Origin of the sequence: Aequorivita sp. Q41 (genome assembly GCF_039831855.1) — a bacterium.
Taxonomy (GTDB): Bacteria; Bacteroidota; Bacteroidia; order Flavobacteriales; family Flavobacteriaceae; genus Aequorivita.
On record NZ_JBDPMS010000002.1, the window covers coordinates 445,979 to 469,246 of the forward strand.

20 protein-coding genes, 1 other RNA gene and 1 pseudogene are annotated in these 23,268 nt (G+C 35.3%); 8 read left to right on the forward strand and 14 right to left on the reverse strand.

Annotation, left to right across the window (positions count from 1 at the left end):
- Positions 1–79 precede the first annotated feature (79 nt).
- Positions 80–2,530 (reverse strand): endopeptidase La, encoded by a 2,451-nt coding sequence (lon, locus tag ABJ955_RS11535; protein ID WP_347374776.1) that lies wholly within the window; start codon positions 2,528–2,530, stop codon positions 80–82.
- Between the two features lie 229 nt (positions 2,531–2,759).
- On the opposite strand from lon, the gene ABJ955_RS11540 reads away from it, so the two are divergent.
- A complete protein-coding gene (locus ABJ955_RS11540; protein ID WP_347374777.1) occupies positions 2,760–3,494 on the forward strand; it encodes a head GIN domain-containing protein in 735 nt (244 codons plus the stop codon).
- Between the two features lie 73 nt (positions 3,495–3,567).
- Here ABJ955_RS11540 and ABJ955_RS11545 read toward each other — a convergent pair whose 3' ends face one another.
- From ABJ955_RS11545 to ABJ955_RS11555, 3 genes are all read right to left on the reverse strand, one after another.
- The gene (locus ABJ955_RS11545; protein ID WP_347374778.1) at positions 3,568–4,956 is read right to left on the reverse strand and encodes a DUF6252 family protein; all 1,389 of its coding nucleotides are present in this window, start codon (positions 4,954–4,956) and stop codon (positions 3,568–3,570) included.
- A gap of 57 nt (positions 4,957–5,013) precedes the next feature.
- Positions 5,014–6,333, reverse strand: coding sequence for an MFS transporter (locus ABJ955_RS11550; protein WP_347374779.1), 1,320 nt, complete (start codon positions 6,331–6,333; stop codon positions 5,014–5,016).
- Between the two features lie 92 nt (positions 6,334–6,425).
- Positions 6,426–7,241, reverse strand: coding sequence for a M48 family metallopeptidase (locus ABJ955_RS11555; RefSeq protein WP_347374780.1), 816 nt, complete (start codon positions 7,239–7,241; stop codon positions 6,426–6,428).
- Positions 7,242–7,520: 279 nt separating this feature from the next.
- Between ABJ955_RS11555 and ABJ955_RS11560 the strand changes: the two genes are divergently transcribed.
- The 3 genes from ABJ955_RS11560 to lpdA all read left to right on the forward strand — a co-directional run bounded on the left by ABJ955_RS11560 (position 7,521) and on the right by lpdA (position 10,122).
- A complete protein-coding gene (locus ABJ955_RS11560; protein WP_347374781.1) occupies positions 7,521–8,048 on the forward strand; it encodes a collagen-like protein in 528 nt (175 codons plus the stop codon).
- A gap of 1 nt (position 8,049) precedes the next feature.
- Positions 8,050–8,538: a peptide-methionine (R)-S-oxide reductase MsrB gene (msrB, locus tag ABJ955_RS11565; RefSeq protein ID WP_347374782.1), complete on the forward strand. Its 489-nt coding sequence runs from the start codon at positions 8,050–8,052 to the stop codon at positions 8,536–8,538.
- A 207-nt stretch (positions 8,539–8,745) separates the two neighbouring features.
- Complete coding sequence (lpdA, locus tag ABJ955_RS11570) at positions 8,746–10,122, forward strand: dihydrolipoyl dehydrogenase (RefSeq protein ID WP_347374783.1); 1,377 nt, start codon at positions 8,746–8,748, stop codon at positions 10,120–10,122.
- A gap of 98 nt (positions 10,123–10,220) precedes the next feature.
- Here the strand turns inward: lpdA and aroQ are convergent, their stop codons facing one another.
- From aroQ to ABJ955_RS11590, 4 genes and pseudogenes are all read right to left on the reverse strand, one after another.
- Positions 10,221–10,646 carry a type II 3-dehydroquinate dehydratase gene (gene aroQ, locus ABJ955_RS11575; protein ID WP_347374784.1) on the reverse strand — a complete coding sequence of 142 codons (426 nt, stop codon included), beginning with the start codon at positions 10,644–10,646 and terminating at the stop codon, positions 10,221–10,223.
- Between the two features lie 39 nt (positions 10,647–10,685).
- Positions 10,686–11,164, reverse strand: a pseudogene (locus ABJ955_RS11580) (porin family protein).
- 41 nt (positions 11,165–11,205) lie between these two features.
- A complete protein-coding gene (locus ABJ955_RS11585; RefSeq protein WP_347374785.1) occupies positions 11,206–11,853 on the reverse strand; it encodes a porin family protein in 648 nt (215 codons plus the stop codon).
- A gap of 134 nt (positions 11,854–11,987) precedes the next feature.
- Positions 11,988–12,533 (reverse strand): porin family protein, encoded by a 546-nt coding sequence (locus tag ABJ955_RS11590; RefSeq protein ID WP_347374786.1) that lies wholly within the window; start codon positions 12,531–12,533, stop codon positions 11,988–11,990.
- A 109-nt stretch (positions 12,534–12,642) separates the two neighbouring features.
- On the opposite strand from ABJ955_RS11590, the gene xerD reads away from it, so the two are divergent.
- On the forward strand, positions 12,643–13,539 hold the full coding sequence (xerD, locus tag ABJ955_RS11595) for a site-specific tyrosine recombinase XerD (protein ID WP_347374787.1): 897 nt from the start codon (positions 12,643–12,645) through the stop codon (positions 13,537–13,539).
- Positions 13,540–13,650: 111 nt separating this feature from the next.
- Here xerD and rny read toward each other — a convergent pair whose 3' ends face one another.
- The 4 genes from rny to ABJ955_RS11615 form a co-directional block, all read right to left on the reverse strand.
- Positions 13,651–15,213, reverse strand: coding sequence for a ribonuclease Y (gene rny, locus ABJ955_RS11600; protein ID WP_347374788.1), 1,563 nt, complete (start codon positions 15,211–15,213; stop codon positions 13,651–13,653).
- 54 nt (positions 15,214–15,267) lie between these two features.
- Positions 15,268–15,376: non-coding RNA, 6S RNA (gene ssrS / locus ABJ955_RS11605), on the reverse strand.
- Between the two features lie 53 nt (positions 15,377–15,429).
- Entirely contained in the window at positions 15,430–15,720 is a 291-nt protein-coding gene (locus tag ABJ955_RS11610) for a cell division protein ZapA (protein ID WP_347374789.1), read from the reverse strand.
- 10 nt (positions 15,721–15,730) lie between these two features.
- Complete coding sequence (locus tag ABJ955_RS11615; RefSeq protein ID WP_347374790.1) at positions 15,731–16,021, reverse strand: hypothetical protein; 291 nt, start codon at positions 16,019–16,021, stop codon at positions 15,731–15,733.
- Positions 16,022–16,171: 150 nt separating this feature from the next.
- Here ABJ955_RS11615 and ABJ955_RS11620 point away from each other — a divergent pair, with 150 nt between their 5' ends.
- Both ABJ955_RS11620 and ABJ955_RS11625 read left to right on the forward strand, forming a co-directional pair.
- Entirely contained in the window at positions 16,172–17,863 is a 1,692-nt protein-coding gene (locus ABJ955_RS11620) for a M23 family metallopeptidase (protein WP_347374791.1), read from the forward strand.
- Positions 17,864–17,926: 63 nt separating this feature from the next.
- A complete protein-coding gene (locus tag ABJ955_RS11625) occupies positions 17,927–20,332 on the forward strand; it encodes a carboxypeptidase-like regulatory domain-containing protein (RefSeq protein WP_347374809.1) in 2,406 nt (801 codons plus the stop codon).
- A 50-nt stretch (positions 20,333–20,382) separates the two neighbouring features.
- On the opposite strand, the gene ABJ955_RS11630 is transcribed toward ABJ955_RS11625, so the two are convergent.
- Entirely contained in the window at positions 20,383–21,537 is a 1,155-nt protein-coding gene (locus tag ABJ955_RS11630; protein WP_347374792.1) for a cysteine desulfurase family protein, read from the reverse strand.
- A 154-nt stretch (positions 21,538–21,691) separates the two neighbouring features.
- Between ABJ955_RS11630 and ABJ955_RS11635 the strand changes: the two genes are divergently transcribed.
- The gene (locus ABJ955_RS11635) at positions 21,692–22,573 is read left to right on the forward strand and encodes a hypothetical protein (protein ID WP_347374793.1); all 882 of its coding nucleotides are present in this window, start codon (positions 21,692–21,694) and stop codon (positions 22,571–22,573) included.
- 17 nt (positions 22,574–22,590) lie between these two features.
- Here the strand turns inward: ABJ955_RS11635 and ABJ955_RS11640 are convergent, their stop codons facing one another.
- Positions 22,591–23,139 (reverse strand): Smr/MutS family protein, encoded by a 549-nt coding sequence (locus tag ABJ955_RS11640; protein ID WP_347374794.1) that lies wholly within the window; start codon positions 23,137–23,139, stop codon positions 22,591–22,593.
- Between the last annotated feature and the right edge of the window lie 129 nt (positions 23,140–23,268).

Sequence of the window (23,268 nt, forward strand, 5' to 3'; positions counted from 1 at the left end):
TATCCTTATAAAAAAGATGGTTGTATTAATGTCTTTCCTAAACAATTAAACAGCAACCATCCTTTTATAATGCTAGTTATTATAGTTTTTTAGCATGCTTCACTTTTTCTTTGGTAAGTGCTAAATCTATAACATCACTCATTTCTTTTACATAATGAAAGGTTAAGCCTTTTAAGTACTCAGGTTTTATTTCATCAATGTCGCGTTTGTTATCTTCGCAAAGAAGTATTTCTTTAATACGTGCTCGTTTAGCTGCGAGTATTTTTTCTTTTATTCCTCCAACAGGAAGTACTTTTCCACGAAGCGTAATTTCACCAGTCATCGCAATCGATTTTTTTACTTTTCGTTGCGTAAATAAGGAAACTAATGAGGTTAGCATTGTTATACCAGCACTCGGCCCATCTTTTGGTGTTGCCCCTTCTGGTACGTGAATATGAATATTATAATTTTCAAAAATATCGGGGTTGATGCCTAGCTTTTCTGTATTAGATTTTATGTACTCTAAAGCAATTGTAGCTGATTCCTTCATTACTTTTCCGAGGTTCCCCGTCATATTTAGTGCTCCTTTTCCTTTAGAAATTGTAGATTCAATAAAGAGAATATCTCCACCAACCCTTGTCCATGCTAATCCAGTTACAACCCCAGCTACATCATTATTTTCATATTTATCGCGTTCCATTTTCGGAGCACCTAAAACTTCAACAACAACATCATTGGTTACTTTTACCTCATATTCTTCTTCCATTGCAATTTTCATGGCTGCATAGCGCACCATTTTTGCAATTTGTTTTTCCAAACCTCTTACACCACTTTCACGTGTATATCCTTCAACAATTTTCTCGAGTTGAGGTTTCGCTATTTTTAAGGCGCTAGTGCCCATGCCATGTTCTTCTAATTGCTTTGGAAGAAGGTGGCGCTTGGCTATTTCTACTTTTTCTTCAACGGTGTATCCGGTAACATTTATTATCTCCATTCTATCGCGGAGTGCGGGTTGAATTGTGCTTAAGCTATTTGATGTTGCAATAAACATAACTTTAGAAAGATCATAACCGAGCTCTAAGAAATTGTCATAAAAAGAATTGTTTTGCTCTGGATCTAAAACCTCTAACATTGCTGATGATGGATCCCCTTGATTGCTTGCTGAGATTTTATCTATTTCATCTAAAACAAACACAGGATTACTTGTTTCTGCCTTTTTTATACTCTGGATTACCCTTCCTGGCATAGCACCAATATAGGTTTTTCTATGCCCGCGAATTTCAGCCTCATCACGAAGCCCCCCTAAGCTCATTCGCACATATTTTCGCCCCAATGCTTCTGCTATAGATTTTCCTAAAGAAGTTTTACCTACTCCTGGAGGTCCATAAAGACATAGAATTGGCGATTTCATATCGTTTCGAAGCTTTAAAACTGCCAAATATTCAATGATTCGTTTTTTAACATCGTCAAGACCATAATGATCACGGTCTAGAATTTTTCGCGCACGATTTAAGTCGAATTTATCCTTGCTGTATTTATTCCAAGGTAATTCTAATAACAAATCGAGGTAATTTCGCTGAATGCTGAATTCTGCAACTTGTGGATTCATCCGTTGCATTTTGGAAAGCTCTTTTTGAAAATGCTTCTCAACTTCCTCACCCCATTTTTTAGATTTAGCACGCTCGCGCATTTCCTCAATTTCTTCCTCCATAGAAGATCCTCCCAATTCTTCTTGAATTGTTTTCATTTGTTGTTGCAGGAAATATTCGCGTTGCTGTTGGTTGATATCGTTTTGAACTTTAGATTGAATATCATTGCGAAGCGAAAGCTTCTGAATTTCCATATTCATATACCGCAAGGTTTCTAAAGCACGATCTTTTAGATTGTTAATTTCTAAAAGCGTCTGTTTTTCTTCAACATCGATATTTAGGTTTGAAGAAACAAAATTTATAAGAAAGCTGGAACTTTCAATATTTTTAATTGCAAAAGCAGCTTCCGAAGGAATGTTTGGGCTTTGTTTTATTATTTGCAGTGCCATTTCCTTTATAGAATCAATAATTGCTTTAAACTCTTCACTTTCTGTTTCTGGTCTAGCTTCAGCAACTTCATGAATGGTCGCCGTCATATACGGGTTTGTCGTTATAACCTCCGAAACTTCAAAGCGTTTTTTTCCTTGAATAATTACTGTGGTATTCCCATCAGGCATTTTTAACACCCGAAGTATTTTAGCCACAGTACCAATGGTATTGATATCGCCAATTCCAGGTTCTTCTTCGGTTTCATCTTTCTGAGAAACAACCCCAATTACTTTTGATCCTTTATTGGTTTCATTTATCAACTTTATAGATTTGTCACGCCCGGCTGTAATGGGAATAACCACACCTGGAAATAAAACGGTATTTCGCAAGGGTAAGATTGGAAGTATTTCAGGAAGTTCTTCTTTATGCATTGCATCTTCATCTTCTGCAGACATTAGGGGTATAAATTCCGCATCTTCTTTTAAATCCTGAAATGACAACTTGTCTAATGATGTTACTTTTGAATTAGCCATAAATATGTTTAGGACATTGTGTCACGATTATCGCAGCCACAATGATTTATTAATTTAAAATTATTAGTTTTTCATGAAAGAACACTGATTAACAAACGTTTTACAGCTTCTCTAGATATATAATTCAAGAGTTATGCCAGTATATTTAATTGTATTTTTAAAAACTGTAACATCGGTACTAAAATAGAGTCTTTAGTATAAAGCATATTCATTTAAAACCACAAAAATTATGCATACACTTATTAAAACATCATTAGCACTAACTTTTCTAGTTTTTTCAAGCCTTCAATTTACTGCGCAAAATAGGAAAAATAATGCCATTACAGGAAGCGGAAATATGATTGAAAAAACGGTAACTACCAAACCATATAGGTCCATAAAGGTTTCCGGATCTATGGATGTTTACCTTCAAAAAGGGACGGAAGGAACTATAAGCGTCCTTGCTGAAGATAATGTTCAAGACAGTATTGTTGTTGAATCTGACGGGACCACTCTTACTATTTCAATGAAAAATAATACTTCATTACGGAACACTAAAAAAATTAAAATCACTGTGCCCTTTGAAGATATTTCAGAGATTTCCCTCTATGGTTCTGGAAGTATTGAAGGAAAAGCGATGCTAAAAACAGATAAACTAACACTAAGTTTAAATGGTTCTGGTGATATTGAAATTGCAGTAGCAACAAATTCATTGGAAGCAACTATAAGAGGTTCTGGTGATATCGAAATTTTAGGTAATGCGACAGATGTAGCAATAAGTACAACTGGTAGCGGAGATTTTGAAGGAAGAGAATTAATTTCAGAAAACGCTGAAGTTTCAATTACCGGATCGGGAGATTCAACAGTATATGTTAAAAATAATTTAAAAGCTAAAATACAAGGTTCCGGCTCTATCTATTATGGTGGAAAGCCAGCTACAAATAATTCAAAAGTAAAAGGGTCTGGGAAAATAAAGGCTATTTAAATAAACCTTTTAAGCAATAAAAAACCCGGCTTTAGTAACTAAAGCCGGGTTTTTTTATATATAAGAGTATTGCTTACGGAAGTATAATCAAAAACTCTCCGTTAGTAACCTGATGAATTGTTGGATCTTGACCTGAAGCATCACGGCCTGTAAAATTAAATGTTCCTTCAATTATACCCGTTGTAATATCGTATTTGGTAATTACTAAGCTTCCTGGACTAGAAACGTAGGTAATGGAAGTACCTACTTTCGGGTTGTATTTTGCTACAACTTCATCGCCATCAATAACTTCATCGCCCATTTCGTAGGTTGTATTTTCTTGTACAGTTAATGGGAAGGTAAGTTCCATTCTTTCATCGCCTTTAGTTGCAGTAATGGTAACACGTGGGTATTGATTAACAACAGAAGTTTCAATTACCAATTCTTCTGCATCAAATCCACTACCACCAACAGTTGCAGTAAAAGTATTGTTTGCTCCTGGAACCCCTTCAAAATAGGCGATTAAATCCCCTTCTGTAATTTCAACAATATCTGGTAATATCCCTATTGGATCGGTTGCGGTAAAGTTGAAAGTAGCTTTTAAAACACCTGCCACAAGATCAAATTCTGTTATGGTTATGGTTCCTGGATCTGAGGTAAGGTTTTCAGCTCCTACGCCTGCATTATAAATGGCAGTAAGTCTTGTGCCGTCTGAAATACGCTCCATATTAAAAGTACCTACCCCCAAAGAACGAGGAACATCAATACGTATTTGTTGTCCATCTATAGATTTTGCTTCAATTTTTATCATATGTACAGAACCAACCATTGGTTCACTAACAGCAATTGTATCTGCTACAAAATCAACTCCGTCTACTTTTGCGAAAAACTCATTCTCTGGGTTTCCGCCGCCGCCGCCGCCGCCGGTGTCGTCAAGGATATATTCAATAGCATTAAATGCGCCACGTGTAATTTCTATAGCTTCAATAATTGGATTACCTTCACCATCTAATATTGGTTCTCCATCACCATCTACTTTTACACGACCTCCAGTAAAACTAAATGTTCCTGAAATAGTCATAGCCGTAGCATCCATTTCAGTAATCTGTAGCTGTCCTGATCCGCCAAAAGCTAAGGCAGAGCTATAGGGAAGTATGTTTACCGAACCGTCAAAATAGCTTCCTGAATTTTCATTTGTACCACCAGTGGTTAAATTAAAATTACCAATAGCGGCATCAGTAATAGCAAGTATAATATCGCCATCGCCAGACTTTGAACCTTTTATCACCAATTCGTTTTCAGAATTAATTGTTGCGGTTACTGTAGTTGCGATAAATTCTGTTCCAGCTATTTCTGCTCTAAACTGCCCCTCTTCTGCTTCATTTTGTTCTTCCTGAGGAAATTCACCTGTGAGGGGTTCATTTTCACAGGAAAAAAATTGAAATGCCAGAAACGCTAAAAGCACTCCCTTTACTAAATACATTTTTTTCATAAATACATAGATTGATATGTAATAAACGCAAACTTAAACAAAAATTGTTTAATTGTTTTTATTTCTTGGTACTCTTACTAGTAAAAATACCCCTGTCATAAAAAATATGACTAAAAATAATATGGCGTTGCGCATACTACCCGTTATTTGGTCTATAAAACCATAAATTAACATTCCTATTACAATTCCTATTTTCTCCGCTACATCATAAAAGCTAAAATATGAAGTTGTATCTTTTGTTTCAGGTAAAAATTTTGAGTACGTAGAGCGGGAAAGCGATTGTATGCCGCCCATTACCAACCCAACTATACCTGCTGTTATATAAAATTGCATTGGTGCATATATAAAGTAAGCCACAATACAAATACCCACCCAAATTATATTAATAATAATTAGTACAGGTATATTGCCAAATCGTTTTGAAGCGCTAGATGTTAAAAATGCACCTAAAACTGCTACTAATTGGATTATTAAAATACTTAAAATCAATCCAATTGTTTTAGCATCGTCATCCCCCCATGAAATTTCTTGTTCACCAAAATAAGTTGCAACGAGCATTACTGTTTGTACTGCCATGCTGTAGACAAAAAACGCGACTAAATATCTTTTTAATTGAATGTTTTCAGAGAGTGAATTGTAAACTCCTTTCAATTCCCGGAAACCATTTAATACTATTTTTGCGCTTACTTTTTTTCCACTTTTGTTCCCTTTCGGAAGGAAATAAAATGAAAATTGGCTAAACAATATCCACCAAACTCCAACGCTTACAAAAGACCAACGCATTGCTTGCATACTTGCGGTTCCCCCTTCTCCAAACCCGAAATATTGCGGAAACATTACCATCCCCAAATTAAAGAGCAGTAAAATAACACTTCCAATATACCCCATAGAATATCCTCGGGCACTCACGCTATCTTGTTGTTCTGGAAAAGCAACATCCGGTAAATAGGAGTTATAAAAAACAAGACTTCCCCAAAATCCAATTAATCCTAAAAAATAAAAAAGAAGACTGATATGAATATTTTCAATGCTAAAAAAATAAAGCCCCATACAAGACAGCGCCCCCAAATAACAGAAGAATTTCATAAAATTCTTTTTGTTACCTACATAATCTGCAATCCCTGAAAGTAAAGGCGAAATAAGGGCGACTATTAAAAAAGCTGCTGCCGTAGTATAACTTATTAATGGTGTACTTCGTATAGCCCCACCAAATACGGTAACCGTAGTTACAGCTGCCGATTTAAACAGCGCTTGATAATAAATAGGAAAAATGGCTGAAGCAATTACAAGACTATATACTGAATTGGCCCAATCGTAAAAAGCCCATGCATTAAGCAGTTTTTTACTTCCTTTTTGTAAGTTGGGCATAGTGTTGCTTCATTTTTTTGAAAGTACTAAACTAATAAAAAATCCCACTTGAAGTGGGATTTTAATAATTTTCAATAAAAAAATATTTTAGCTTACCTTTTAAAGGTCGTAACATTAAATTTTCTTGCTTCAGCTTTTGCCTCTGGCACCCAGGCTTGTATATTCTGAATTCGGGTAGCACTAGAGGGGTGTGTACTTAAAAATTCTGGTGGCGCACCTTGTTCTTGGGCTTGCATACGTTGCCATAATTCTGCGGCAACACTTGGTTCATATCCTGCAATGGCCATTAATATTAAACCTATATGGTCAGCTTCGGTTTCATGACCTCTACTAAAAGGTAGCATTATCCCAACGTTTGAACCTAATCCATATGCAGTATTAAAAATTTCAGCATTCTTTGAGTTTGCAGTCGCTATTCCCACTCCCACGGCACCAATTTCTTGTAGCTGAGTTCCACTCATACGCTGTTGTCCATGATTTGCTAAGGCATGTGCAACTTCATGCCCCATAACAGCTGCTAATCCAGCTTCATTTTTTGTGATTGGTAAAATACCAGTGTAAATAACTATTTTTCCTCCTGGCATACACCAAGCGTTTACATCTTTACTAGCTACTAAATTGTATTCCCAACGATAGTCGGTTAAATAACCTGCATATCCATTTGCGGTGAGGTATTTTTCTGCAGCAACAGCTATTTTTTGACCTACGCTTTTTACCATATTAGCGTCTGCAGTTCCATTTACAACTTTATTTTCTGATAAAAATTGATCGTATTGCTGAAAAGCCATTGGCAAAATTTGCGAATTTGGCACCAAAGCCAGAGTCTGTTTTCCTGTGAAAGGATTTGTGGTACAGGCAACCACAATTAATCCCACTATTAAAATTGATAAGGGTTTTTTAAATTTCATAATATAGATGGTTTGTTTGAAGTGTTAAATTTAAAGTTATAATTCTACTATTCTATTAAAATTATTCTAAAATTGTTTTTCAAAAAGCATTCCAAAAAAAATATTCTTGCTAAATTTTTAAAGCTACCGATAAATTTAAATAAGTCTTTGACGCTTTATGTTTCAAACTTTAATCTTTCTTTAATACAATGAGGTATTTTAAGTTTATAATTTTAGCGGCTTAAAAGTTGGAACGACTTTTGTAAACTTCACTATAAATCATTTAAAAAAAAATAAATTATGAAAAGCATACTTCTATTTTTAGCACTCTCAACAACCGTATTATTTACTTCCTGCGAAGGCGATCCAGGACCTCCAGGAGTGGATGGTGGATTAGTCTATGCGCAGGTTTTTGAAATAAATGCTACATATAGCTATAACAACACTCAAAACACTTATTCTAGCCCAGTTTACAATTTTCCATTTACAGTTTATGAAAGCGATGCTGTATTAGTATATCGTTTATCTGGTGAAGACACAACTGTAAACCCGCCTGCAGATGTTTGGACACAATTACCACAGAATAAATTTTATAATGATGGAACTGGTGATTTTTTCCAATATAATTTCAATAATACCTTTTTTGATCTTCAACTTACAATAGAAGGAAATTTCGACTTAACGAATATTGATTCAATAGACATTACAAATCAAATATTTCGTGTAGTTGTTGTACCAGCAGAATTTGCTGCTACCAATCCATCTATGCAACAAGTTCTTGAAATGATGCAAATTGATGGTTCACAAATAGAAAGAATTGAATTATAAAATGAAATTTTTAAGCACATTACTAATTTTAAGCAGCTTGCTTTTTAGTTGCAACTCACCTGCACAAAAAAGCAAAGCTGTTGAAAAGGAAACTTTTAAGGTAACCAAAACCGATGCGGAGTGGAAAGCACAGTTATCGCCAGCAGCATACAATGTGTTGCGTCATGAAGGGACCGAGCGTGCTTTTACCAGTGCGCTGAACGACAATCATAAAACGGGAACCTATGTTTGCGCGGGTTGTAATACTCCTGTTTTTGAAAGCAAATATAAATTTAATAGCGGTACTGGCTGGCCAAGTTTTGATCGCCCTATTGAAGGGAATGTAGCTTTTGCTACAGATACCAAAATTGGGTATACTCGCACCGAAGCGCATTGTACAACTTGTGGTGGGCATTTGGGGCACGTGTTTAATGATGGTCCAAAAGATACTACTGGGGAGCGTCATTGTATTAATGGTGTTGCATTAAAATTTATTCCAGAAAAAAAATAAACAATCATTTTTTAAATCTTAAAAGCCAAATTCTAATAGCTTCTGCTTAGGAATTTGGCTTTTTTGGTTTTCAAATGTTACTGATTTGAATTTGTTTGTTTTTTGAAAATTCGTCAGTGGTCACTTTTTATAATTCTTTCTTTGGAATTTTTTCCTTTGTATTTCGTAAATTCGTTGCTTCAAAAGAAATTTACATAAAATTAAGTAATGAGTAAATACGACGTAATAGTTTTAGGAAGTGGTCCAGGCGGCTATGTTACTGCCATACGAGCTTCACAGTTAGGTTTAAAAACAGCCATTGTTGAAAAAGAAAGCCTTGGAGGGGTTTGTTTAAATTGGGGATGTATTCCTACAAAAGCACTTTTAAAAAGTGCACAGGTTTTTGATTACCTAAAACACGCAGATAGTTACGGACTTACCGTAAAGGAATTTGATAAAGATTTTGGAAAAGTAGTTGAAAGAAGCCGTGGCGTTGCAGAAGGAATGAGTAAAGGCGTACAGTTTTTAATGAAAAAGAACAAAATCGATGTTATTAACGGTTTTGGAAAACTAAAAGCAGGTAAAAAAGTAGATGTTGACGGAAAAGAATATTCCGCAGACCATATAATTGTTGCAACTGGCGCACGTTCCCGCGAATTGCCAAACCTAAAGCAGGATGGCAAGAAGGTAATTGGGTATCGTGAGGCTATGACGCTAAAAAAACAACCTAAAAGCATGATTGTTGTAGGTAGTGGTGCCATTGGTGTTGAGTTTGCACATTTCTATAATTCTATGGGAACCGAAGTTACTATTGTTGAATTTTTACCAAATCTTGTTCCTTTGGAAGACGAAGACGTTTCAAAACAATTTGAGCGTTCTTTCAAAAAAGCTGGAATTAAGGTTATGACTAATTCTTCCGTAGAAAAATTAGATACTTCAGGAAAATTAGTGAAAGCAACAGTAAAAACAGCTAAAGGTGAAGAAACCTTAGAAGCAGAAATCGTACTTTCTGCAGTAGGTATTGCTTCAAACCTAGAAAATATTGGACTTGAAGATGTTGGTATTGTAACCGATAAAGGAAAAATAATGGTGAATGATTGGTACCAAACCAATATTCCCGGTTATTATGCAATTGGTGATGTAGTTCCTGGTCCTGCCCTAGCACACGTTGCTTCTGCTGAAGGTATTACTTGTGTTGAGAAAATTGCTGGTCTTCATGTAGAGCCTATTGATTACGGAAACATTCCAGGTTGTACCTACGCAAGCCCAGAAATTGCTAGTGTTGGTTTAACTGAAAAACAAGCTAAAGAAGCTGGTTATGATCTAAAAGTTGGAAAATTTCCTTTTTCAGCTAGTGGAAAAGCAAGTGCTTCAGGGGAAAAAGATGGGTTTGTAAAAGTTATCTTTGACGCAAAATATGGCGAATGGCTAGGTTGCCATATGATAGGTGCTGGCGTAACCGATATGATTGCTGAAGCGGTTTTAGGAAGAAAATTAGAAACTACTGGACACGAAGTGTTAAAAGCAATCCACCCGCACCCAACGATGAGTGAAGCTGTAATGGAAGCCGTTGCAGATGCTTATGGGGAAGTGATTCATTTATAGAAGTGAGTATTGAACTATTAATTTTAGCTATTGAATAATATAAAAGCCGCAATGTTGCGGCTTTTTTTTATGTCTATACTCTTTATCTAGCCTTGCTATTATTTGTTTTTCATACCAAAACTCTGTAACGCTAATTCATAGCTTTGCAGACCAAAACCTACAATTACACCTTTAGAATTAGGGGATATATAACTTTTATGCCTAAAGTCTTCTCTAGAAAATGTATTTGAAATATGAACTTCCACAACGGGAGTCTGTATTGCTTTTACAGCATCTGCAATACCTACAGAGGTATGGGTATAAGCAGCCGCATTTAGTATTATGCCGTCAAAGCTATAACCTACTTCTTGAATTTTATCTATTAATTCTCCTTCAATATTTGATTGAAAATAGGAGATTTCTTGGGTTGCGTATTTTTTCTGAAGTTTTTCAAAAAAATCATTAAAAGTTTCATTGCCGTATATATCGTTTTCACGCTTACCGAGCAGGTTTAAATTTGGACCGTTGATAATTATTATTTTCATATTTCAAATATATGCGAAAATAAAAATAGAAGTGTTTATTTAGAAAAAATATCCTTCTGAAGCTTGAAATATATTGCTCTGCAGTTTAGAGCTGTTAAAATCTTTATCGTTTATTTCTGTATGTCCAAAGTTGTATCGAAGTCCAAAAAATAGTTTAGATTTAAGTTTAAATGAAACACCCATACCAAGAGCTATATCAATTGGTTTGAAGCTATCAGTAACATCTATTCGCTCTCTTAGACCCTCGCTCGTTAAAGTAGCTTCATACTTTACGAAAAGTAAATACCCAAAAACGGGACCTGCTTCTACACTTATACTTTCATTAATTGAATATTTACCAAGAATAGGGAATTGAAGGTAATGCATATTAAATTTTCGTTCCCTGAATTAATAGTTGCGCCTTGATATGAATAAAGCAACTCAGGTTGTAATGAAAATTTTTCAAATAAAGTAACTTCGACAATGCCACCAATATGAAAGCCTACTTTTCTTGAATATTCATTAAAATAAAAAAGCAGAAGATTTCTCTTCTGCTTTTAAAAAATATTTTTTTCTTAATTTAAAATGAATATCCAAGCGACAATTGAATTACACTGTTACGTTGTGAGAAATCTTCAAGGTCAATGTCACCAATTTCTGTTTCAATATCTTCGTTGATATCTGAAAATCCTCCCACATATCTAGCAGAAACAAATAATCCCATAAGTGTTCTGTATGAAACACCTACTCCATAGCCTAAATCTAAAGATTTAAAAGCGTCTTTTACATCTTCATCTCCAGATTCTGATTCACCTCCTCCTGAAATTTCATAATCAGCATTAGCAGAAACTAAAACTCCTATTTGTGGTCCAGCTTCAAGACTTAAACCTTCTGCAACATAAAACTTTGCCATTATGGGAATATTTATGTAATCTAGTTTAAGTGATTCATCGACACTAATAACAGTTCCAAGGATACTTTCTGAATACTCCGAAGTTGCTCCCTGAGATGAATAAAGTAATTCAGGTTGCACTGCAAATTTTTCTGAAATAGGTATTTCAACCAAACCACCAATATGGAAACTCGTTCTTCCATCTATGTTATCAGTAGCATCTCCTGCTATTGAAGCAAAGTTAGCACCGATTTTAGCTCCCATACGAATTTCTTGCGCTTGCATAGCTGTAAGAGAAAAAACGGTAAAAACAGTAAATAATAAAACTTTTTTCATAATTTAAAATGTTAAGATTAGTTGATTAAAATTAATCTAAAATATTTAAATTTCACAATAATACATTTAACTATTAGCTAAAAAATAAAAATCCACCCTTTAGAAGGTGGATTTTAGTAGTATTATTTTGTAGCTTACAGGAAGGAATACCCTAAGGCTAAGGAAACTACATTATTTTTACCATCGCTGTCTTTTACAACTTCATTAAAGCCAAAGTTATAGCGTGCATCTAAACGCACTCCAAAAGGAAAATCATATCCCGCACCTACAACTGCAGAAATATCACTTTTTTCAGCATTATCTTTTATTCTTACATGACCAATCTCAGCATAAATATCATCATCCAAAATAAAACCAAACTGTGGCCCAGCCTGAATATTCAATCCTTGCACTAAATAATATTTTAATACAATAGGAACATTCACATAATTCAAATCAAACTTTCCAGCATCAAACTTTGCGCCTTGTTGCGAATACAATACATCTGCCTGGATACCTACATTATCTGTAAATTTAATTCCCGCAAAAATACCTGCTTGAAAACCAGTTTTGTTAGAAAGATCATCTGCATCCGAAATACTTGCAAAGTTTGCCCCAGCTTTTATACCAAGGTCTATTTCCTGCGCAAAAGCGGTAGTTCCAATAAATACAGTAATAACTGCTACAATCAATTTTTTCATAAATAATGGTTTTTAAGTTTTTATGTTAACGCAAAGATACTTTTAATGTTTTGCTTTAAAATACATTTAGTTTTTTGTTAACTATTGTTTTTAATAGTAATATAGCGGAATGAAGTGGCAACAAATTTTAAAGGATTACCAAAATTACCTTCGCTTGGAACGCGGATTGTCAGAAAATTCCATACTGAATTATTCCTTAGATGTTAAAAAATTAATCCGTTGGCTAGCTATAAATGAAATACCTATTTCCCCTATAGCAATTTCTGAAGAAACCTTACAACAATTTATATATGAGATTGCCAAGCAGCTAAATCCGCGCTCTCAAAGCAGGGTTATTTCTGGATTAAAAGGCTTTTTTAACTATCTTATATTTGAAGACTACCGAAAAACAAACCCTTTAGAGCTAATTGAAGCACCAAAATTAGGAAGAAAATTACCCGACACCCTTGCCATAGAAGAAATTGACGCACTTATTAGCGCCATTGATTTAAGTTCAAAGCAAGGCGAACGAAATCGTGCAATTATAGAAACCCTTTACGGTTGTGGCCTTCGCGTTTCTGAATTAACGAGTCTTAAAATTTCCGATCTTTTTTTTGAAGAGGGTTTTATTAAAATTACTGGTAAAGGAGATAAACAACGCCTTGTACCTATTGGCCCCACCACCGAGAAATACATAACTATCTATAGGAAAGAAATTCGTGTACATCAACAAATCAGCCCAATGGCAAAGGATACACTTTTTCTAAACCAACACGGAAAACCATTAACCCGAGCAATGATTTTTACCATTGTAAAACGTCTCGTTGAAAAAGCAGGAATTCATAAAACAATTAGTCCACATACGTTTAGGCATTCATTTGCTACACACCTCTTAGAAAACGGCGCCGATTTACGCGCTATTCAGCAAATGTTAGGGCATGAAAGCATTACAACCACAGAGATATACACGCATATAGATCGTAAGCACCTTACAGAAGTTATAAACAGGTTTCACCCTAGGAAGTAAGTAACCTAGCCCCTAGGAGGGGAGATTCCACTGTTATAAAAAACAAAAAGCTCCCTACGGAGCTTTTTTATTGAGTATGAGTACGCGTTTCCCCTTTGGGGCATAGCGTCTTTATTTAGCTATATTAACCGCTCTCGTTTCACGAATAACAGTAACTTTCACTTGACCTGGATAAGTCATATCCGTTTGTATTTTTTGAGATATTTCAAAAGAAAGTTGCGCTGCTTTTTCATCACTAACTTTTTCACTTTCTACCATCACTCGAAGTTCTCGTCCTGCTTGAATAGCGTAGGCTTTGTTTACACCTCCAAACCCGAATGCAATATCTTCTAAATCTTTTAAACGTTGTATGTAAGAGTCTAAAACTTGGCGTCTCGCACCAGGTCTTGCGCCGCTAATTGCATCACACACTTGAACGATTGGCGACAATAATCCCGTCATTTCAATTTCATCGTGGTGTGCCCCTATTGCATTGCATACTTCTGGTTTTTCACCGTATTTTTCAGCCCATTGCATCCCTAAAAGTGCGTGTGGCATTTCGGTTTCGGTTTCAGGTACTTTTCCAATATCATGAAGCAACCCTGCACGTTTGGCAAGTTTTGCATTCAAGCCTAACTCAGCAGCCATTACGCCACAAAGTTTTGCTACTTCACGCGAGTGATGTAATAAGTTTTGTCCGTAGGAAGAACGATATTTCATACGTCCCACAGCTTTAATAAGCTCAGGATGTAATCCATGAATCCCTAAATCGATAACGGTTCGTTTTCCAACCTCTATAATTTCTTCTTCAATTTGTTTGGTAGTTTTTTGAACTACTTCTTCAATTCTGGCTGGGTGAATACGGCCATCTGTAACCAATTTATGAAGTGATAAACGAGCAATTTCTCTTCGAACGGAATCAAAACATGAAAGAATAATTGCTTCTGGCGTATCATCTACAATAATCTCCACACCTGTAGCAGCTTCAATAGCACGAATATTTCGTCCTTCACGGCCAATAATTCTACCTTTTACATCGTCACTCTCCAGGTTGAAAACAGAGACACAATTTTCAACTGCTTCTTCAGTCCCAATTCGTTGAATGGTATTAATAATTATCTTTTTAGCCTCTTGTTGCGCTGTCATTTTAGCTTCTTCCATAGAGGTTTGCACAAACGCCATAGCCTGTGTTTTAGCCTCATCCTTTAAGCTTTCCATCAATTGTTTTTTAGCATCATCGGCTGAAAGACTACTAATTACTTCCAATTGTTCTATTTGACTACGGTGTAGTTTATCTACTTCGTTTTGCTTTTTATTTAGTAGCGAAACTCTTTCAGAATAGTCGGCTTGTTTCGCTTCAAGCTCTGAATTTAGCTTTTTTGATTTTGCCAATTCACTAGAAACTTGCGATTCTTTATCCCGTGTTCTTTTTTCGGCTTCGGAAATCTTTTTATCACGATTTAAAATTACTTTTTCGTGTTCCGATTTTAACTCCAAAAACTTTTCTTTGGCTTGAAGTATTTTATCTTTCTTAAGTGTTTCTGCTTCAGATTTTGCCTCTTTCAGTATTGATGCTGCACTCTTTTTTGCTCCTTTTATAAGTCTTGAAGCATTATTGCGCTCCAGAATTTTTGCAATAAAAAAGCCAACCCCAATTCCTACAACAACTCCTACTACGGGTATTATTATTTCCATTTTTTGTTGAATTATATGTATAAAAAAGCCTACATCAATAAAATTATTTTGAATAAACTCCTTAAAATGAATGTTTAGGGCTAACAAGCTGATCAAGTATCCGCTCAAAGACGGCACGCTTTTACAACTTCAACTCACCCTTTTTAAAGAATTCGTGTTGAGTTTACCAAAAATTAATATTAATGTAGGCAGTAACCTTATTTAATTTAAAGAACGTTATGATAATTGCGCTTGCAGCAATCGATCCAAAACCTTAAGTTTTGCTTCGGTTTCCTGCGTATCGCTGGATTTATCAATTTGTTTTTGCTCTACCTGTGCGGCAAACTGGAGGGCACACATTGCCAAAACATCCTGTTTGTCGCGTACGGCATAACTTTGCTCGAACTTTTTTATCATTTCTTCTATCTTTTTGGCTGCCAACCGCAAGCCTTCTTCCTGTGAAGGGTTGATGGTTAAGGGATAAACCCTGTCTGCTATTGATAGTTTTATTTTTAATGGTTCGGCCATTGTTATATTTTTATTCAGAAAGTTGTGTGATACATTGATCAATTTCCCGAATTAGAGCGTTTATCTTGAGTTTAGTTTCTCGTTTATGTTGGTCGCTGCCAAGCATTGAATTTGCTAATTTTAATGAGTTGCACTTTTCGGCCCAAACTTCAATTTCACTTTGGAATTGTTGTTGTTTCGATTTTAAAACTGCGAGTTCTTCTTCCAATTCCGTATTGGCTTTTTTTAAATTCTCATGCCTTGCGAGCAGGTTGCCAATTCTATTTTCAAGAGAATCAACTATTTCAGAAAGATTACTCATTAAAATCTGTGTTCAATACTTCTTACACAAAGTTAGCATACCATCCCTAATAAGCAAACAGTTTTACATAATTTTTTGTAATATTGAAAAAATGTGCAATAAATCATTTCCACTCCCTTTATAATCCCTCCATATTCTTAATTTTACAGCATGAAGAATATTTTTTTAGTACTCCTTTTTAGTTGTGGAATGTCGTTTGGTCAAAACAATATTCCTATAGATTATTTTTCGAATCCCTTAGATATAGATTTAGTACTATCGGGTAATTTTGGTGAAATGCGCGCCAATCATTTTCACAGTGGCCTTGATTTAAAAACACAACAAAGAGAAGGCTTGCCTGTTTATGCCCCAGCTGATGGGTATGTAAGCCGTATTAATGTACAACATTTTGGATATGGCAAAGCACTTTACCTCCTTCACCCAAACGGCTACACCACTGTTTATGCTCACTTACGAAGTTTTGCAGGCGATATTGAAAAATATGTAAAAGATACACAATATAAAAAAGAGACTTTTGAAATAGAACTTTTTCCAGAGAAATCACTAATACCCGTTAAAAAAGGTGACATCATTGCCTACACAGGAAATACTGGTGGAAGTGGGGGGCCACACCTGCATTTTGAAATACGTGATTCTTCACAAAGACCAATGAATCCGCTGCTTTTCGGAATAGAAATACCAGATTCAAAAGAACCAATTGTCAGTGCGATATTTGCATATCCCATAGGCGAAGAGGCACATGTAAATCAAAGTCAAAACAGAACAAAACTAAGGCTGATTAAACAAAAAGACGGCAATTATAAAACCGAAAACATAAATGCATTTGGAAAAATTGGCTTCGGAATTACCACTTACGACCAACAAGATGGCGCGTCAAACAAAAATGGTTCCTACAAAATTGAAACTCGTTTCAATGGTTCTGAAAAATTTGAAGTGCTTTTTAATAAATTTTCTTTTTCAGAAACGCGCTATTTAAATCGCTATACAGATTATAATTATTATGAAACCAACCGAAGTATGGTGCAAAAGCTTTTTCGGGAAGAAAACAATCCCTTAAGCATCATTACCAAAGAGGATGACAACGGTTTTATAACCCTTACAGACAGTCTTCAATCCATATATACTATTGAGGTAAATGATTTTAAAGGCAACAGAATGTACGTTTCTGTTCCTATTGAAGGCAAAAATATGGAAATATTAGAACCAAAAAATATTGAAAAAACAGCAGATTATATATATGCAGACCACGCCACTTCAATAACCAAGGGTAAATTCAGTATTTATATTCCTGCAAATAGCCTTTATGAAAACACCTATTTAGACATTCAAGCCACTGGCGATGTTTTAAAATTTCATGAAGATGTGATTCCAATACACAGCAATATTATAATTACAGCAGACATTTCAGCATATACTGAAGCAGATAAAGACAAATTGTATATTGGAAGGTTAAATTATAAAGGACTCCCCGAGTATACTTCTACAACTCGAAATGGCGATAAACTTACAGGAAAAACAAGAACCTTCGGAAGTTATACGGTAGCGACAGATACTGATGCTCCAATAATAAAACCCATTAATTTTTCTGAAGGAAAATGGATTAGCAACCAAAATTTCTTATACCTAAAAATTACAGATGACCTTAGTGGAATTAGCTCATACAGAGCAACCATTAATGAAAAATTCATTTTGATGGAATATGATTACAAAAAAGACGTTCTAGTATATAATTTTAATGATAATGTGAATCTAGAATCTGAAAACAATTTCAAACTTATTGTAACAGATAATGTTGGAAATAGTGCTACATTTGAAGCAAAATTTTTCAGAAAACAACCCTAATCCTTGCTTTTGAAAACAATAAAACTACCGCTTACACTCCTTTTCTTTCTTTTTGCAACCGCTATGTTTGCTCAGAAAGCAGTAATAAAAGGAATTATTCTAGACGAAAATAAGATCCCCGTTTCTGGAGCCAATGTAATCTATAAAGACTCTGGAACTATTTCAGATTTCAATGGTTTTTATTTTTTGGAAGTCCCTTCAAACGAAGATGTAATTATTTCATTTTCGCATGTTAGTCATAAAAAAGTGCAAATCACCGTAAATCTCTCACCAAATGAGGATTACGAGCTTAATCCCGTGATGAATACCACTATCGAACAAATTAGTGAGGTGGTTATTTCTGGACGTGAAAATAAACGAATTGAAGGTGTAACCACAATTTCTCCTGAAGTAATCCGAAAAATGGTGGGCGCCAATGCAGGAGTAGAAAACCTTTTAAAATCACTTCCTGGGGTTAGTGGAAATGATGAACTCAGTACACAGTATGCGGTTCGTGGTGGAAACTACGACGAAAATTTAGTGTATGTAAACGAAATTGAAGTGTACCGCCCTTTTCTTGTACGAAGTGGACAACAAGAAGGCTTAAGCTTTGTAAATAGTGATCTTACTAGTAATGTTGACTTTTCCGCCGGAGGTTTTCAAGCGAAATATGGGGACAAACTTTCTTCTGTTTTAGACATTACATACCGTAAGCCTGTAGCTTTTGGAGCTTCAATTGATGCAAGCTTATTAGGAGCTAGTGGTTCGGTAGAAGGAATTTCAAAAAACGGACGACTTTCAGGAGTTTTAGGAATTCGGTATCGCGATAACAGCCTACTTGTTAACGCAAAAGAAACTGAAACCAACTATGAACCAAAATTTGCAGATGCGCAAACTTACCTAACGTATAAGTTTAATAATAAATTTGAGCTAAGCTTTTTAGGAAATGTTTCCATCAATGAATACAATTATAGACCATTAACCAGACAAACTAACTTCGGAACCATTACAGATCCAATTGCGTTACTTGTGTTTTATGAAGGCCGTGAGGAAGACAAATACAACACCTATTTTGGTGCGTTGAAGTCTACTTGGGTGGTTTCAGATAATTATACCGCTAAGTTTATTGGCTCCCTGTATCAAACTACCGAGCAGGAATATTATGACATCCTTGCCGAATATCGTCTGGGAGAAGTAAACACAGAAATTGGCAGTGAAGACCTTGGTACCGTAGAGTTTACACGTGGCATTGGCGGGCAACTTACACATGCAAGAAATGATCTGGATGCATTAATTTTAAACCTAGAACATAAAGGAAATCTTTCTCTTGAAGATAATAATATAGAGTACGGTATTAAATATACACGGGAAGACATTCGTGATCGTGTACAGGAATATGAAATTATCGATTCTGCTGGGTTCTCTATTCGTCCGCCAATATTTCCACCAAACAATCAACCATACGATCCAGATACCTCCCCTATTGAACCATATACCAACGTTCGTGCAATGAACGATACGCAAATAGACCGAATTTCAGGATATGCACAATGGAGCAGAAAAACACAGCTAGGAAGTAGTGAGCTATGGTTAAATGCAGGTATTAGAGCACACAATTGGACCGTAAGCGGAAAAGATATTACAAGTACCACACAAACGGTTTTTAGTCCTCGTGCGCAACTTACTTTAAAACCAGAGTGGGAAATGGACATGCTTTTCAGACTTTCTGGAGGTGTGTATCACCAACCCCCATTTTATAGAGAATTACGGGATTCTTCAGGAACTGTTCGCCCAGATGTAAAGGCTCAAAAATCGATTCATATTGTTTTAGGAAATGATTACAGCTTCCAAATGTGGGACCGCCCTTTTAGATTAAATTCTGAATTGTACTATAAAAACATAACCGATGTAAACCCATATACGCTAGAAAACGTACGAATTCGATACCGTGCGAACAATAATGCGGTTGCCTACTCCTACGGACTTGATTTGCGCTTAGCAGGTGAATTTGTCCCTGGAACGGAAAGCTGGTTGAGTTTTGGGTATTTAAAAACTGAAGAAAATATTGACGATCGAGGCTACATCTTTAGGCCTACAGACCAGCGCTTAAAATTTGGGATGCTTTTTCAAGATTACGTAAAAGTGATTCCTTCGCTTAAAATGTATCTTAACCTAACCTATAATACAGGCTTACCAGGTGGTTCCCCTAGTTATGCAGATCCTTACAACTATCAAGTGCGTTTGCCAGATTACAAACGTGCTGATCTCGGCGTAAGTTATGTAATTGTAGACGACACTAAGCTAAGAGACAGTGGTTGGTTAAAACCATTTAAAGAATTTAGTGTAGGCGCAGAAATCTTCAATATTTTTGACGTACAAAACTCTATCACAAACACCTTTGTAAGAGATGTTTACACCAAGGTTCAATATTCGATCCCAAACTATTTAACGCCACGAGTATTTAATTTGCGTGTAACTGCGAAGTTTTAGAGCCTTACTATTTTATTTAAAAGAAAGGAAAAGCATTTAAAAATTCTAGCTTAAATGCCGTTTTCAATATAATCCTTTAAAACATCAACCACATAATCAACATCTTCTTTAGTGTTGAAGCTAGAAAATGAAAATCTAAGAGAAGGTTTTTTCATATCTTCTTCTGAAAGAAAGGCTTTTAAAACATGCGAACCGCCTTCTGCCCCACTCTGGCAAGCACTTCCTTTAGAACACGCAATTCCTTTCAAGTCTAATTGAAACAATAATAACATTGCTTTTTCTGGGGTAATTGGCAAGCATACATTCAATAATGTATAGGTACTACGTGCATTATCATCGCAACTTCCATTAAATTTTAAATTGGGAATTGTATTGGAAAGCTGTTCTTTAAAGTAATTTTTTAATCCAATAATATAGTTGCGTTCCTCTTCTAAGTTTTGGTATGATAACTTAAGTGCTTCAGACATGCCGGCAATAGCATAAACCGCTTCAGTTCCAGCTCTCAAACCTCGTTCTTGTTGCCCCCCGTGAATTAAGGAACGCAATCCTGAGTTTTTTCTAATAAAAGCAAAGCCCGCTCCCTTAGGTCCATGAAATTTATGTGCAGCAGCAGCAGCAAAATCAATAGGAATTTCTGAAAAATCAAGCTCAAAATGACCTACAGATTGCACCGTATCACTATGGAAAAGTGCGTCATATTCTTTACAAAGTAGCGCTACCTTTTTTAATTCAAGGATATTACCAACTTCATTATTAACATGCATTAAACTAACTAAAGTTTTATGAGAAGTGTTAACCAAAAGTTCTTTTAGATGCTCATAATCAACATGACCACAATCGTCTAATTTCACAAAATCTATCTGAATAGCGTGTTCTTTTTCAAGCCACTCAATAGTATGCAATACGGCATGATGTTCAATTTTGCTTGAAATAATTCGCGTTACGCCAAGATCGCGAACAGCGCTTGTAAGTATTAAATTATCCGCCTCCGTGCCACCTGAAGTAAAGATAATTTCACTTGCAGAAACATTTAAAAATTTAGCGATATCTTTTCTTGCAGTTTCAAGTAAAGATTTAGATGACCTACCATAAGAGTGAGTAGATGAGGGATTTCCGTATTCGTTTTTTAAGACTTCAGCAATGTGGGTTATAACTTCATCTCTTAGCTGTGTGGTTGCAGCACTATCAAAATAAACTTTTTTCATTAGGCAAACTATTAAATAAAATTGGTCAGCATTAAATCTAGCGTACTAGGTAGATTTATTAGGTTGTTTGTTTGACAAAAATACATATTAAAATAAATTTGCCCACCTTTCAGTTAAAAAGAAATGCGTTACTTTGTGTTTTAAAAAAGTAACTATGAAGCATTTTTTTGCTATTCTTCTTTTTGCCATACTCCTACAAGGCTGTAATGACGGTGATATAATTGTAACCACCTTCAATTTTGACGATACAGATTTAAACAACTGTGGCGAAAATGGCGATTATGTTTTTTATAAAATAAATCCAGATAACCAAGAAAGCATTTCATTAAAATTGGCGGTTACAGACGTTCTTTATGAAGTGGAAGGTGCTAAAACTTATCAGCTAAACGGAACTTCCATTTTAGTAAATTATAGAAACTATGACGGTACCCTTGGCAGTAATTATTTTTGCAGTAGCATTCCACCTACATCACCCAATGTTACGGTAGATTATGTTGCGGTTTCAGGTACTGCGGTGCTAACCACTACTTTTGTCTATGAAGACAATGACAATGTGCCAGAGGCGTATGAAAGCACGGGTGATACCGATGGCGATGGGCTTTTAGATATTTATGATTTTGATGATGATGGGGATAATGTACCCACTGCCCAAGAATTAAATATTGATGACACTGATGATGACCCTACCACAAATCCTAAAGATACCGACGGTGATGGCGTGCCTGATTTTTTAGATGATGACGATGATGGGGATACAGTAATTACTCGTTATGAAGATAAAAATATGGATTTAAACCCTACAAACGATGTTACTGATGCGAATGTAGGCCCCGATTATCTTAACCGTGCGGTTGCAAATACCTATGAAGTTAAAACGTATCGAGAACACGAATATAAAATAGCTAAATCCGTTCAGATAACTTTGAAAAATTTAGTTTTGGTAAATGGTGAAGAACAAATCATAATAGAAACCCTAGACTTGGGGACTATTGAAAACGTTGAGATTTTAACAATAAAAATTACCCCGACGCTTTAAAATTAGGCTATTAATTTTTATGTGTTTTTACTCTGGTAAATATAAACTTCGGTAGCACCACGACCATATTTTTGGTAATCGGCATCATAAAATTTTACATTATCGTAGCGGTTAAAGAGGTACGCTAATTCAGTTCTTAAAACTCCTTCCCCCACACCGTGAATAAATACCACTTTCTGAATACGTTTAGATATCGCAAAATCTAACTGACGTTTTGCTGTATCCACCTGTATATTAAGTATTTCGTAGTTATTAAGTCCTTTGGTTTTTGGTAGTAATTGATTAATATGTAAGTCAACTTCCATGGGCGGCAAATTTCGCTCTTTGGGCTTAATTCGCTTTGTTTTTCCAGGTTTTTTATTCTCCTTATCAGTAATTATAGATGAATAATCCATTCTTGCTAATTCTTTTTTTGAAATAGAACCGTCTATAACGATAAGCTCTTCTTTTGAATAGTTAATTTCAAAACCATCTGCAGTTAAAAGTGTTATTTCATTTCCATTTACAGCAGTTACAACTCCAGAAATTGCATCATCTAGAACCGAAACCTTATCACCTTTATTCATAAAAATATGTTTTATTTCTTTTAAAGAAAATTTGGGAATGTCTTAATCCAAATTAAAATGTATAATATCAAAAATTACAGGCTTTTAACGACAAATAGGTTAATATTTACAATATTATCTTTAAATTTG